The following is a 13963-nucleotide window of genomic DNA, read 5'->3' on the forward strand; positions in this document are numbered from 1 at the left end:
TCGATATGGCCACAGACGTGAATTATACGCGAGTTACTTCTCCGGATTTCAGAGCACGGGCGCTTACATATACACGTTTCGGTTTACCGTTCACCAGAATGCGCACTTTTTGTACGTTAACCCCCCAAGAACGGCGGGTAGTGTTATTCGCGTGAGATTTGTTGTTGCCGGAACCCGGCTTTTTCCCTGTGATATAACATTTACGAGCCACTAAAAATACACCTCCCTACCACGTCCATACAAATACTTCACTATCTTAGCACAGCGCATAACCGGATGCAACGGAAATTGGCGACAAATAAGGCATTTAAGGGTCTAATCGCGAGATTTACCTAGAAAACGGCTTCATTCTGCCGATTTTTTATAGTACAATGAGGTATGGTCCATAATAACGGCATAAAGGAGAGAATTTCCATGCCATTGCAGCTTGTTTCGGAGAACGGAAAGATAGACGTGGCGGATCAAGTCATCGCTGTGATCGCCGGATCGGCGGCATTAGATTGTTATGGGCTCGTGGGCATGGCATCCCGCAAAGGATTGAAGGACGGCATCGCCGAGCTGCTCGGCCGGGAGAATTTGTCGCGGGGCGTGGAAGTCCGCCACGAGGGAGAGCTTGTCCATCTCGATCTTTATGTCATCGTTAGCTACGGAACCAAAATCTCCGAAGTCGCCCATAATATCCAATCCAAAGTGAAATACGTATTGGAGCAAGTCGTGGGGCTGAAGGTCGATTTAGTGAACGTGAACGTTCAAGGAGTACGCGTGTTGAAGTAGCTTAAAGAGGTTGTTCGAAAAAGGCCGACTTTTAATCAAGAGGCTAATCAAGAAGCAGATTTACATTGGCGCTTGCCATCGTGCTTCTTGAACTTGCTCATATTAGGAAGGGGAATACGTCATTGAGTAAGCGCTTCTTGAACGGAAGTGAATGGGCGGCTATGATTCTGGCCGGAGCGGAGCGGTTAACGCGCAACGAAGACCGCATAAACGCCTTGAACGTGTTTCCCGTGCCGGATGGCGATACGGGGACGAACATGAACCTGACTATGACGGCCGGTGTGGCCGAATTGAAAAATAAACCTTCGGACGACGTCAGCCGAGCGGCCGAGGTGCTTTCCAAAGGCCTTCTCATGGGAGCGAGAGGGAACTCCGGGGTCATTTTGTCCCAGTTGTTCCGCGGATTCTCGCGGTCGTTGACGGGTCAGCAAGAGCTTACGGTGCCAATGTTCGCCAACGCTCTCCAACAGGGAGTTGATACCGCTTACAAGGCGGTGGTCAAGCCGGTTGAAGGAACGATTTTGACGGTGGCGCGCGAAGCGGCCAAGCAAGGACTTACGGCGACGCGGCGAACTTCCGATCTGACGGAGTGGATGACCGAAGTCCATGCCAAAGCATTAGAGACGCTGGCGCGTACCCAAGAAATGCTTCCCGTACTCAAGCAGGTCGGAGTCGTAGACTCCGGAGGACAGGGCCTTGTTTGCTTGTATGAAGGTTTCTTGGAGTACTTAAGCGGCGGAGAGATCAGTAGCGCTGTTCGGCCGATACGCGAGCCGAAGCCTGCCGAGTCTAATTCGGTGCCGGCAACATCATCGAAAGCGCCAGCTCCACGCGCCATTGCTTCGACGAACACGGCTGCCCAATCCAAGCTTACAACGGAAAGCATAGCCTTTCCTTACGATATGGAGTTTTTCATACAGCTGTTCGCGGCATCTTCGCCGTTCTCCGAACGGACATTTCGTCAGGCTCTGGAACGGGACGGCGATTCGATCATCCTGATCGAGGATGAGAATATCGTGAAGGTACACGTCCATTCCCGCCGTCCCGGCGACGTGCTCAACATGGCGCTTACCTACGGCGAGATTACGCACATCCACATTCTTAATATGCAAGAGCAGCATCGCGAGCTGCTGGCTCAAAGATCGGACGACCATGGAGCTCCTGTTCCCGCTAGCGATATCGTTGAGCCTGTTTCCGGGAAAGCTGTCGTCGACTATTCGCTGCCGGGAGTCGTTAATCTGCCTGCCGTTATGGCATCGCCGGAAAGCGAGCCGAATCCGGACGTCTACGAGATGGCTTCCTATGGCGTTATCGCGGTCAGCGTCGGGGAAGGTAACGCGGAATTGTTCAAGAGTCTTGGCGTCGATATCGTTATCTCGGGCGGTCAGAGCATGAATCCGAGCACGGAAGATCTGCTTGGAGCGATTTCATCGTTATCGACCAACCATATTTTCATCCTGCCGAACAATTCGAATATCATCATGGCCGCGAAGCAAGCGGCAGAGCTGGCGGAATATCCCGTTACGGTCATTCCGACCCGGACGCTTCCGCAAGGGATGGCGGCCATGCTCGCGTTTCAAGAGAACGACTCCGAATCTTCCAATATCGATCGGATGACCAAAGCTTACGAACGCGTCGTCACCGGTTCCGTTACGCAAGCAGTAAGGGATACGGAAATGGACGGCTTGCAAATCAAAGAAGGCCACTATATCGGAATCAAGGACAAGACGATCGTAACGTCCGCTCCGAGCCAAGCCGAAGCTTGCCAAGCGTTATTATCCGGGCTTCTCGTATCCGGAGGCGAGATCTTGACGATTCTAACCGGCGAACTGGCCGACGCGGATCAAACCGCCGAGTTGGAGCAATGGATCGCGCTACATTTCCCGGACGTTGAAGTCGAAGTGCATGAAGGCGGTCAGCCATTGTATCCATACTTGTTCGCGGTCGAACCGTAAAACCAAATCAAGCGAAGGAGGGACCCGTATTGGCTTCTGTCGTTATAGTTACCGATAGCACGGCGGATATACCCCTAGAAGCGAGAGATAGGCTTGGCATATCGATGGTGCCGCTTAAAGTAACGATCGGCGACGAAACCTATTTGGACAACATTACGTTGCAGCCCGTGCAATTTTACGAGAAGCTGATCGCAAGCGGAAATCCGGCGACGACCTCGCAGCCATCTCCGGCGGATTTTCACGAAGTGTACAAGAAGTTAACGGATGAAGGCCATTCGGTGATTTCGATACAGCTATCTGCGGCGCTCAGCGGGACGTATCAGTCGGCGACGATCGCCAAGTCCATGCTCGACGACGAGGCGGACGTTACGGTTATCGATTCCAAATCGGCCTCTTACGGGTATGGAATGCTTGTCGTGACCGCGGCTGAGATGGCCAAGGCGGGTGCTTCGAAAGAAGAGATCATTGCCGAGGTTCATAGATTGCGCACGGAGTTAAGGCTTTATTTTCTAGTGGATACTCTGGAATACTTGAAGAAGGGCGGTCGAATCGGCAAAGCATCCGCCTTGTTGGGGGCTCTTCTTAATATTAAACCCATTTTGTCCATAGACGACGAAGGTCTCGTATTCCCTTTCGATAAAGTGAGAGGTCAGAAGAGGGCGATGGCCAGAATAGCCGAGGTTCTCGAATCCGATTTCAAGGATCGGCCGGTCACCTTGGTGATCGCGGTCACGCCCGGTTATAGTTCGGGACTAACCGAAATATCGGAGCTTCTGAAAGAAAGATTAAACGTGCGGAACTACATGGAGACGGAAATCGGTCCGGTTATCGGCACGCATGCAGGTCCGGGAACGATTGGTTTGTTCGTGTTCCCCGAGCGAATCTAAGCACTCATTCGTAACAGAAACATAAAGAGGTTGGTCTTATGTCTAATCATTTGTTCCAGGTTCCTCTGACGAAAATTCAAGGCGTGGGCCCTCAAAAAGCGGAGGAGCTCCACGCCTTGGGCATTTCCTCGGTTGGAGATCTAATCGAATATTATCCGTTCCGTTACGAGGATTATCGGGTTCGGGAGCTCGGCGAAGTAAAAGACGGGGAAAGAATCACGATACAAGGGACGATCGCTTCCCTTCCGACCATGCAGCGCTATGGCGGGAAATCCCGCTTAATGTGCAGGGTCACCGTGGATTCGGTGCTCGTGACGGCGGTATGGTTCAATCGGGCATTCCTGAAGGACCAATTAACGGTCGGCAGGGAAATCACGCTCACGGGCAAGTGGGAACAAAGACGTCGGCATCTGACGGTCGCTGATTCGGAGTTCCCCGATCGGGGAACGGCCAAGTCGGGAACGTTGCAGCCGGTCTATTCCGTCGGAGGCAGCATTACGCAGTCTACGATTCGGAAAATGATCGACCGCGCATTGACGCAATTCGGCGCTTATATCCCGGAGATCCTGCCCGACGAGCTATTGGAAAGCCATTCGCTCATTCCGCGAAGCGAAGCGATTACCCGCATCCATCGACCCGAGAATACGTCTGAAGGACAAGAAGCGAGACGACGGATGGTATACGAGGAGCTATTCTTATTCCAGCTTAAGCTGCAAGCCTACCGGGCGACCCATCTCAAACAGGCCGACGGATTGGTCCATGTCGTGAACAACGATGAGATCCGGCAATTCGTAAGCGTGCTTCCGTTCGATTTGACGGATTCGCAGAAGCAAGTCATCAACGAGATTTTACATGACATGAAGCAGCCTTACGTCATGAACCGGCTGCTTCAAGGAGACGTCGGATCAGGCAAAACCGTCGTCGCTGCGGTGGGTTTATACGCTACCGTCAAGTCGGGCCACCAAGGCGCGCTTATGGTTCCGACGGAAATATTGGCCGAGCAGCACGCCAGATCGCTCAAGAAAATGTTCGAGCCGTACGGAATCGAAGTCGGATTGCTGACGGGCAGTCTTACGGAACGTAAACGTAGGGATATTCTGGCTTCTTTGCAGATGGGGTTATTGAATATTCTCGTGGGTACGCACGCGCTCATACAGGAAGACGTGTTTTTTAGAAGCTTGGGATTAGTCGTTACGGACGAGCAGCACCGTTTCGGCGTGAATCAAAGAAGCATTCTCCGGCGCAAAGGAATGAATCCCGACGTCTTGACGATGACGGCCACGCCGATCCCGCGCACGCTGGCGATTACCGTGTTCGGCGATATGGATGTCTCCACGTTAAGGGAACGTCCGAAGGGGCGCCTCCCGATCAAAACCTATTCGGTCAAACACGATATGATGGATAGGGTACTTGGCTTTATAAGAAAAGAGGCGGGGTTAGGCCGGCAAACTTTCTTCATATGCCCTTTGATCGAAGAGTCGGAGAAGATTGACGTGCAGAACGCCATCGATCTGCATATTCAATTAACTCAGGCGCTGCCGGAGCTTGCCATCGGCTTATTGCATGGCCGGATGATCGCCTCGGAGAAGGAGTCGACGATGGGCGCGTTCGCAGCCGGCGATACGAACGTTCTCGTATCCACTACCGTCATAGAGGTCGGGGTAGACGTTCCGAACGCCACTTTGATGATCGTGATGGATGCCGACAGGTTCGGCTTATCCCAGCTTCACCAGCTGAGAGGTCGAGTCGGACGCGGTGAGCATCAATCCTATTGTATTCTGATCGCCGATCCGAAATCGGAGAACGGGCAGGAACGAATGAGAGCGATGACCGATACCGACGACGGCTTCGAGATCTCCCGAAGAGATTTGGAAATCAGGGGGCCGGGAGAATTTTTCGGAACGAAGCAAAGCGGGATGCCGGAGTTCCGGCTCGCGAATTTGCTAAATGATTTCGAAGTTCTGGAGCAAGCCAGGGACGATGCCGCCGCCATGACGTCCAAAGAGGAATTCTGGTCTTCGCCGATATACGGCGGCTTGCGGGATCATCTGGCCCGCGAAGCGCAATCGGGCGGAGAACCGTTGGATTAATGCAGATGGGCGGGGGACTTTGTCATTGCGCTCCATTTCGCGGCATATGCTGTACCGAATAGCTGCCGGAAGGAGCGTGAAGCCGTTTGAGCCCAAGCTGGCAAAAGTACGGTATCAAAGCGGAGTTCGTGGAACGAGTCAAAGTGAAAATGAAAAACCCGGCGACCAAAGAGCGGATTAAGGGTCTGCTAGATGGCGTCACGAAATACGATCTGCAGGATCGCGCGAAAGTGCGCAGATGGGTAAAGCTGTTCGCCAAGGTTCTAAACGAGACGTTGACGGATACCCAAGAGGATCAGCTGGTAAATTTCATCATCGCACAGAAAATCGATCCCAATAATATGCTGCATCTCCTCAAGCTGTACACGATGTTCAGATAACCAGCCGATGTTAAGGCCGCTATCCGGGTTTGTTTCCGGTTAGCGGCCTTTTAATATTCATATAAAGGCAGAGCAAAAACGCCAAATTGATAATTAATTATTACTGTGTTAATATTTTTTTATTATTAATGAATAGGAGGTTATTATATGGCAGCGCATACGCCGATTGAAGTATTGGAAGGCATCGCATCGATTTTCCCGACGGCAGATTTGGACAAGCTGTTGTCGCTGTACGAGCCGGAAGCCGTATTCGTGGCAGAGCCGGGGAAGGTAGTTAAAGGCGTCGAGGCGATTCGCGAAGGCTTGGGAAATATGTTGGCCATGGGCCTCGATTTTGAATTGATTCCGAAGACCGTTCTGGAGAACGGGGATATCGCTCTAGTGATCTCGAAATGGAAGATGACCAAGCCGGGGACGGCCGAGGTGGTTATGGAAGGGAGGTCCTCCGACGTCGTGAGGCGTCAGTCGGACGGAAGCTGGCTGCTGCTTATCGACAATCCGCATGGATTGGAATGGGCGGTTGCGGATTAAGGATAGAGGCGGTAGGATGGAGTAAAAGGAGGGGGAATGCGATTGTCTCCCGATGAGATTCTGAACTCCTATAAACCTATGGTGGAGTTTATCGCAAGAATAAACGGCAATAACTGCGAGGTCATTCTTCATGATCTGCGGCAGTTGGAAAACTCGATCATCGCCATAAGCAACAGCCACGTCACGGGAAGAACGGTCGGCGGTTCGATTACGGACTTCGCGCTGAGCATTATTCATGACAAGAAGTACGAGGATCGCGACTTCATCGCCAATTATACGGGCAAAGTCGCTAATCAAGAGAGAGAGCTAAGATCGTCTACATACTTCATCAAGGACGAAGGGAAAACGGTTATCGGGATGCTGTGCGTTAACGTAGACGTTACCCCGTTGCGGAAGGCGAGAGAGGCTCTCGACGAGATGCTGTCGAGCGACGCCTCGATCGAAGAACCGGGCCGGGCGGCACAGCGGGAAGCTTTCGTTCCCTCCATGGAGGATCTGTTGCGTCAATCGATTACCGAAGCGATCGCGAACTACGGCATCGAGCCGTCGCGGATGCTGGCGGACGAGAAGAAGCGAATCGTCGGAGACTTGAACGCCAAGGGAGTGTTCTTGCTGAAGGGCGCCGTTACCGAAACCGCCAGACGGCTGGAAACGTCGGAACAAACGATTTATCGTTATTTGAAGGATTTCTAATGTCGATTTCGGGCCGCATTCCCTTAGTTAGGGGGTGCGGTTCTTTTCTTTTCCTAACTTTACCTAAGTCTCGATCACACGTTTAGAATTTGTTTCAGCTGTTCCATGTCCGAAATATAAATATACCCGTCTTCTTTGGTAATGATGTTTCTCTTGAACATGACGCTCATGATTTTGGATACCGTTATCCGAGAGCAGCCCATCAAGTCGGCGAAAAGCTGGTGAGTAATTTTCGTGTTGATCTTAATGCCCCGCTCCGTCTCCTCTCCGTAGTTGAAGCTAAGCCGGTAAATATACTTGCAGATGATCTGCTCTTTATCCAGGAATACGAGCTCAGATACGTGATCGACCAGAAATTCCATGATCTCCGACAGGTTTCCGATCCACTTTTCCGTCAACTCGGGATGACTAAGCAGGACTTGGATAAAAGCTTTGGGCTCCATCGTTCTCAGGGTACATTTGGTCAGGGTAGTGGCGGTCATGAAATACGGGCGGCCCGCGGAGGACCACATATCCCCGATCAGCTCCCCTTTGTTCACGATATACATGATTTTCTCATTGCCCTCGGCCGTCGAAATGGCGAACTTCACTCTGCCGGACTCGATGTAATAAATTTGATTAACGGTCGCACCTTCCTCCGCGACGATGCTGTTCTTATTTAACGTTACGGCCGGACAGGCGGCAAAGTATTCTTCCCAAATACTGGCTTGTACATAGTGGGTTTTGGACATAATCGTTCTCCGTCCTCCGATGTATGTGAGATAACATGACGTTGTGGGGCTATTTCGGATGAGTGAAGCCGGGAATGAGAAATGACCGTAATGGATAGAAACGAGGAAGAAATACGTATAATGCCGAGAGTTTCTATCATTATATCAAAAAATTACGTAGAAATCGGGATAATGTAGCTTGCGCTACAGTTTTAAATCGACAACCTGATTAGAATAAAGTCTAAGTTACATCGCTAGTTGATGTAATAAAACCTTACACAAACGAGAGGGGACTAATCGATGAAAAAAGGTCTTTCGGCAATTTTAACCTCGATAATCGGCTTGAGTCTAGTGCTTTCAGGTTGCAGCTCCAACAATTCCGGCTCATCTCCATCCGCAAGCGGTCCGGCATCTCCAAGCAGCTCGTCAACGGCTTCCGAATCCGCTGCTCCGGCAGCTTCGGGAGGCACGGTCACCGTGGCGCAATCATCGGAACCGGGCAACTTGAATCCTCTCATCTACGCCACGACTTCGGACACCAACGTTACCCACATGATCTTCGATCCGTTAGTCAAACCGGACGATAAACTAAATATAATCGGCGGACTCGCGAAGAGCTGGGACGTTTCCGAAGACGGTCTCACCTATACGTTCCATCTGAACGAAGGGGTGAAGTGGCACGACGGTACGCCTTTCACGGCTAACGACGTAGCCTTCACCTTCAGTTCCATCGCCAGTTCAAGCTACGACGGCGGAGCGTACAGCCGCGTTCAACCCGTAGTCGGAGCGGAAGACTTCCACGCGGGGAAAGCGGACGGCGTATCGGGAATCAAAGTCGTGGACGACAACACGATCGCGTTTACCTTAGCGAAGCCTAACGCATCCTTCATAGCCAACTTGTTTATCGGCATCTTGCCCGAGCACATCCTGAAGGACGTCTCTCCGGCGGACTGGGCGAAGAACGACTTTAATCGCAACCCGATCGGAACCGGCCCTTTCAAGTTCGCGAAATGGGAAACCGGCCAATATATCGAAGTGGACGCGAATCCGGACTATTTCGGCGGCGCTCCGAAGCTGGACAAAGTGATCACGAGGTTCGGCGACGCCAATACGATGCTCGCGGCGTTCATGAACAACGAAATCGATATCGTGCCGGTTCCGGCCGATCAAGTCGCAGGCGTGAAGTCGTTAGGCTTCGCGGAAGTAAAAGCCGCAAACGATCTGTCCGTCTACTACGTCGGGTTTAACCTGTTGAACGGTTTCTTCAAGGATCCTAACGTAAGAAAAGCTCTCGCGTATGCCACAGACAAAAACTTGATCGTATCGAGCATCATCGGCGAGTACGGCGAAGTAAGCGACGACTTGTTTCCGAACGCCCATTGGTCTCACAATCCCGACGTAACGAAATATCCGTTCGACGTGGCCAAAGCGAAACAACTGTTGGAAGAAGCGGGTTTCAAGCTGAATTCCGGCGGCATTTACGAGAAGGACGGCAAAGAGCTTAAGTTCACGCTTAACGTTCCGACCGGCAAAGTAGAACGCGAGAAAACCGGAGCGCTTCTGAAGCAGCAATGGGGTGCCATAGGAGTCAACGTGGAAATCATTTCTCTCGACTTCTCTACCTTGGTAACGAAATTGCTGCCGACGGGCAGCGACGGCAAGCAAAGAGCGGTGACGGCCGAAGATTACGACGCCTACATTCTAGGCTTCGGCGTGGAAGTCGATCCGGACGAATACCGTTCTTACTTCGACTCCGCGTTCATGCCGCCTAACGGCTACAATTTCGTGAACTATAGCAATCCGGCCATTGACGAATTATTCGATAAGGAGCTTTCCCAGACGAATCAGGAGGAAAGAACGGCAACGTTCCACGAGATTGCCAAGACCTTGTCAGACGATCAACCATGGATACCGATTTACGGACAGAAAACCGTATTCGCCTCCAATACGAAGATCGATGGGTTTAACCCCGACTTCCGCGGCGTGAGCTTTAACGCCAGGGAATGGAGCTTGAAGTAATCCGCAGATCAGACATGCTTCGAGAATATAGAGACTCCTTCGCCGGAGTTTCTATATTTTCCTTTATTTTCTCCATATAGAAGGAGCTTAGACGCGATGACGAAGTCAGAAGAGATTCAACTTGAAGCGACTGAGATTCTCCGGCGATTAATCCGAATAAACACGTCCAATCCTCCCGGCAACGAGATGGAAGCCGTTAAGTATATCGTGTCCGTCGCGGAAGAAAGCGGAATTCCGTACGAGGTCGTCGAAACCGCGCCCGGCAGGGGGAATGTCTTGCTGAAGCTTCAAGGACGCGAATCGGGGCCGCCTCTTATTCTGTTATCGCATTTGGACGTCGTCGGCGCCAATGCGGAGGAATGGAAGTACCCGCCGTTCGAAGGAACGATCGCGGAGGGGTATTTGTGGGGCAGGGGAACGATCGATACGAAGCAGCTGACGGCGATGGAGCTGATGGCGATGCTCATGCTCGCCAGACAGAAATTCGTGCCCGAGCGCGATATTTATCTCATCGCGACGGCGGATGAGGAGAGCGGGAGCGTTTACGGACTCAAATCGTTGCTGGCGAGCCACGGAGAGCTCTTTCGAGACGCGGACGTCATTAGCGAAGGAGGCGGATTTCCGATTCTCGTTAACGGCAAAACCTTCTATCTATGCGAAGTCGGGCAAAAAGGACTTTGCCAGGTGAAATTTACCTACAAGCGCATTCCGAACGCGAATCCGTTCTACCCCGAGAATACGGGATTAAGGAAGTTTTCGGAGCTGATCGGCAGAATCTCGCGCAACAAATGGGAAGGGACCGTTCCTCGCACGACGGAGAAGCTCGTTCGGAAATTAATGGACGCGTGCGAAGGGCAAGCGCGGGAAAGCAGTTCCTTGGAAGAACAAATCGATTATTTGAAAACCAAAGTGAGCCCCTTATTCGGAAACATGATCAAGGCGATGACCGAGAGCACGATCGCTCTCACGATATGGAACGGCGGCAGAAGCCGCAAAGAGCTTGCGGGCGAATACGAAGCGATGGCCGATATTCGGCTTTTGCCGGGAGTGACCCGGGAGACGGTCGAAGCCAAGCTCGCGGAGCTATGCTCGGATTTATCGATCGATTGGGAAATCCTGATCTGCCAGCAAGGGTACGATTCCGGCAGCGAAGGCGCGTTATTGGATCGCTTCGGCGACGTGATCGCTCGTAAGGTCGAGGGCGCGGAAGTGCTTCCGTTCATCGCGACGGCTTCAAGCGACGGAAGATATTTGAGGGAATACGACAGCAAGGTGTTCGGATTCTCGCCGGTGCTCGCGGAAGACATGACCTTCGAGCAGGCCGTAACGATGGTGCATGGCATCAACGAGCGAATCTCTTGCGATTCTATAGGTTTCGGAGCGGAAACGCTCTATCAGGCGATACTTCAATACGGTTCGGGAGGGAATAAGCATGATTAAAGAAGAATACCGGGTCGCATACGAGAAATTGGGAGCGGCGGCAGTCTTGCTTAGCGAGAAACGAATAGACTGCTGGTTAATCCTGAACCGCGAAGCTAGCGATCCGTCCTTGCCCCTATTGATCGGCACGACCTCGATTCACGAAGCCGCCGTTATCGTGCGCCCCGACGGCAGGCATATGATTCTTGCATCCGAGAGCGACCGAGGAAACTTCGAGAATACCGGATTATTTGCGGAAATCATAACTTACGGACCTAATTTCGAGGAGGCGTTGGCAGGATTAATCGAGCGATTGAATCCGTCAAAGCTTGCCCTTAACTTCTCTCAGCATGATCATCTTTGCGACGGGCTGACGGTAGGCCAATATTTGATTCTTCAGAGGGCGATCGGACGAGACAAGCTTGCCGGAATCGAGGTGTCCAGCGAAGAGGTTCTCAAGGAAATCAGAAGCGTCAAAACTCCGGCAGAATTGGAACGGATTCAGATCGCGATCGATTACACGCACGAGATCTTCGAGGAGGTCGCGGCGCAAGCGCGAGTCGGTATGACCGAGAAGGAGATCGGAAGCCTCTTCGTGGAAGGCATGAAGAAGAGAGGAGTCAGCAACGGAATCGAGCATCCTTTCGATCCGCCTCTCGTGTGCATCGTAAGGGCCGGCTTGGCTCACCGTAAGCCGGGCAACACCAAGGTCATTCCGGGAGACATCGTAATCATGGACATGTGCGTGAAGTATCGCGACTATTGTTCGGACATCGCGCGAACGCTGTATTTTCTCCGGCCGGAAGAACTGACGGCCCCTCGCGACGTCCAACATGCTTTCGATACGGCCGTTGGCGCGATTACGGCGGCGATCGAAGAAATCTCGCCGGGCAAGAAGGGATACGAAGTGGATGCGGCGGGAAGACGACATATCGAAGCCGGCGGGTATCCGACGATCCGGCATTCCGTCGGTCACCAGATCGGCAGGGCTTGCCATGACGGCGGAACGAGATTGGGGCCGCTTCATAAGAAGCCGGACGTGGAAGGCGTCATTAAAGCCGGCGAAGTATACGCGATCGAGCCGACGGTCATCCAAGACGGAGGCCTGCCTTGCATGCTGGTCGAAGAGAACGTAGTCGTGACGGAGAACGGATCTATCATTTTGAGCAAGCGGCAACTGGAACTTGTCACGATTCCATGCGGATAAGGGAGAGGCTTATGAGCGGCAACGTCTGGACGGATACGTGGGAACGACAATCGCTAGATCTATTCAAGAGCCTGATTCGGATCGATACCTCGAATCCACCGGGGAACGAGGCGGAAGCAGCCCGCTATATTCGGCGAAAGCTGGAGGAACGGGGAATCGGCAGCATCTGCTTCGAACCGGAACCGGGACGGGCGAACGTCATCGCCAAGCTCGGATCGGGCTCCAAGCCTTCAATCGTCCTTTTGTCGCATTTGGACGTCGTTTCCGCGGACTCCTCGCAATGGAGTCATCCTCCATTCGAGGCGCACGAAGAGGACGGAGTCATCTACGGCAGAGGGACGCTCGACACCAAGCAACTGACGGCCATGCAGCTTACGGCATTCTTGATGCTCAAGGAGCACGAGGAGTCTCTCGATAGAACGATCTACTTCGTGGCCACGGCCGACGAAGAAACGGGAAGCCGCCTAGGGATGGAGAAAGTCGTCGAAGCGTTCCCGGAATTGCAAGAAGACGGCTACGTTATCAGCGAGGGCGGAGGATTTCCGCTGCTGCTTAACGGCCGAAACATGATTCTGTGCGCCGCCGGAGAGAAAGGCGTCTGCAAAATAAGCATTCGCGCCGAAGGCGGATCGGGACACGCTTCGTGCCCGCCGGACAACCAAGCGATCTTCAAGCTGTCGGATGCGCTCGGAAAGCTGGCCGGTTATAAGTTCCCGAAGAAGTACACCGAATTGTCTCGGAATTTCATACTGGAAACGGGCTTAAGCCCGGACAGCAAGAAGATCGTCGAGTCGACGTACAACAATCTGCTGCAGTACATGTTATACGACGGGCTGATGATCAACGACGTACGCGTTGGCGAGCGATCCAACGTAATCCCCGGTTCGGCGACGGCCGAGATCGAATTCCGCGTGTTGCCCGGAACGACTTCCGACGACGTGGGGCAGCTCATGAAGAAGCTGATGCGAGGCATTGACGCCGAATGGACAATCGTCAGCTTCGAGGACGGATACGAAAGCTCCATCGATAACGAGCTACTGACTTTGTTCGAAGAAAATTGCTTGACGTTCGGTTTGGATACGAAGCTGGTTCCATTCCTCGCGCTGGGAAGAACGGACGGTAGATTCATGGGTCCATACACGGATCGGATATACGGGTTTTCGCCGACGCTTCTGGAAGATCATTTCGCCGCGGTATTGCAAAGAGTGCACCAACACGACGAACGAATATCGAGGGATTCCTATCTATTCGGCGCCAAGGTCTTAACGAAAACACTCATGGACCTATGCGTCCATTAA

Annotated in this window: 14 protein-coding genes; 11 read left to right on the forward strand and 3 right to left on the reverse strand. The window is 52.6% G+C overall.

What is annotated here, in order from left to right; translation table 11 throughout:
* Positions 1-22: 22 nt before the first annotated feature.
* Positions 23-211, reverse strand: coding sequence for a 50S ribosomal protein L28 (gene rpmB / locus DFP95_RS02065; protein ID WP_115990883.1), 189 nt, complete (start codon positions 209-211; stop codon positions 23-25).
* Positions 212-414: 203 nt separating this feature from the next.
* Between rpmB and DFP95_RS02070 the strand changes: the two genes are divergently transcribed.
* From DFP95_RS02070 to DFP95_RS02100, 7 genes are all read left to right on the forward strand, one after another.
* Positions 415-774 (forward strand): Asp23/Gls24 family envelope stress response protein, encoded by a 360-nt coding sequence (locus tag DFP95_RS02070; RefSeq protein ID WP_115990884.1) that lies wholly within the window; start codon positions 415-417, stop codon positions 772-774.
* Between the two features lie 122 nt (positions 775-896).
* Positions 897-2729, forward strand: coding sequence for a DAK2 domain-containing protein (locus DFP95_RS02075; protein ID WP_115991340.1), 1833 nt, complete (start codon positions 897-899; stop codon positions 2727-2729).
* A 29-nt stretch (positions 2730-2758) separates the two neighbouring features.
* Complete coding sequence (locus tag DFP95_RS02080) at positions 2759-3616, forward strand: DegV family protein (protein ID WP_115990885.1); 858 nt, start codon at positions 2759-2761, stop codon at positions 3614-3616.
* 38 nt (positions 3617-3654) lie between these two features.
* Positions 3655-5706 (forward strand): ATP-dependent DNA helicase RecG, encoded by a 2052-nt coding sequence (gene recG / locus DFP95_RS02085; protein WP_115990886.1) that lies wholly within the window; start codon positions 3655-3657, stop codon positions 5704-5706.
* Between the two features lie 86 nt (positions 5707-5792).
* Positions 5793-6086, forward strand: a complete 294-nt coding sequence (locus tag DFP95_RS02090) for a stage VI sporulation protein F (RefSeq protein WP_281273387.1) — start codon at positions 5793-5795, stop codon at positions 6084-6086.
* A 147-nt stretch (positions 6087-6233) separates the two neighbouring features.
* Positions 6234-6617, forward strand: a complete 384-nt coding sequence (locus DFP95_RS02095; protein WP_115990887.1) for a YybH family protein — start codon at positions 6234-6236, stop codon at positions 6615-6617.
* A 42-nt stretch (positions 6618-6659) separates the two neighbouring features.
* Positions 6660-7310, forward strand: coding sequence for a helix-turn-helix transcriptional regulator (locus DFP95_RS02100; protein WP_115990888.1), 651 nt, complete (start codon positions 6660-6662; stop codon positions 7308-7310).
* A gap of 74 nt (positions 7311-7384) precedes the next feature.
* Here the strand turns inward: DFP95_RS02100 and DFP95_RS02105 are convergent, their stop codons facing one another.
* Both DFP95_RS02105 and DFP95_RS28765 read right to left on the reverse strand, forming a co-directional pair.
* On the reverse strand, positions 7385-8041 hold the full coding sequence (locus DFP95_RS02105) for a Crp/Fnr family transcriptional regulator (protein ID WP_115990889.1): 657 nt from the start codon (positions 8039-8041) through the stop codon (positions 7385-7387).
* Between the two features lie 272 nt (positions 8042-8313).
* The gene (locus tag DFP95_RS28765) at positions 8314-8523 is read right to left on the reverse strand and encodes a hypothetical protein (RefSeq protein WP_181907217.1); all 210 of its coding nucleotides are present in this window, start codon (positions 8521-8523) and stop codon (positions 8314-8316) included.
* On the opposite strand from DFP95_RS28765, the gene DFP95_RS02110 reads away from it, so the two are divergent.
* The 4 genes from DFP95_RS02110 to DFP95_RS02125 all read left to right on the forward strand — a co-directional run bounded on the left by DFP95_RS02110 (position 8498) and on the right by DFP95_RS02125 (position 13963).
* Positions 8498-10039 (forward strand): peptide-binding protein, encoded by a 1542-nt coding sequence (locus DFP95_RS02110; protein ID WP_181907218.1) that lies wholly within the window; start codon positions 8498-8500, stop codon positions 10037-10039. The genes DFP95_RS28765 and DFP95_RS02110 overlap by 26 nt on opposite strands.
* A 96-nt stretch (positions 10040-10135) precedes the next feature.
* Positions 10136-11479 (forward strand): M20/M25/M40 family metallo-hydrolase, encoded by a 1344-nt coding sequence (locus DFP95_RS02115; RefSeq protein WP_115990891.1) that lies wholly within the window; start codon positions 10136-10138, stop codon positions 11477-11479.
* On the forward strand, positions 11472-12665 hold the full coding sequence (locus DFP95_RS02120; protein ID WP_115990892.1) for a M24 family metallopeptidase: 1194 nt from the start codon (positions 11472-11474) through the stop codon (positions 12663-12665). The genes DFP95_RS02115 and DFP95_RS02120 overlap by 8 nt, the downstream gene beginning before the upstream one ends.
* A gap of 11 nt (positions 12666-12676) precedes the next feature.
* On the forward strand, positions 12677-13963 hold the full coding sequence (locus DFP95_RS02125) for a M20/M25/M40 family metallo-hydrolase (RefSeq protein WP_181907219.1): 1287 nt from the start codon (positions 12677-12679) through the stop codon (positions 13961-13963).

Origin of the sequence: Cohnella lupini (genome assembly GCF_003386205.1) — a bacterium.
Classification (GTDB): Bacteria; Bacillota; Bacilli; order Paenibacillales; family Paenibacillaceae; genus Cohnella; species Cohnella lupini.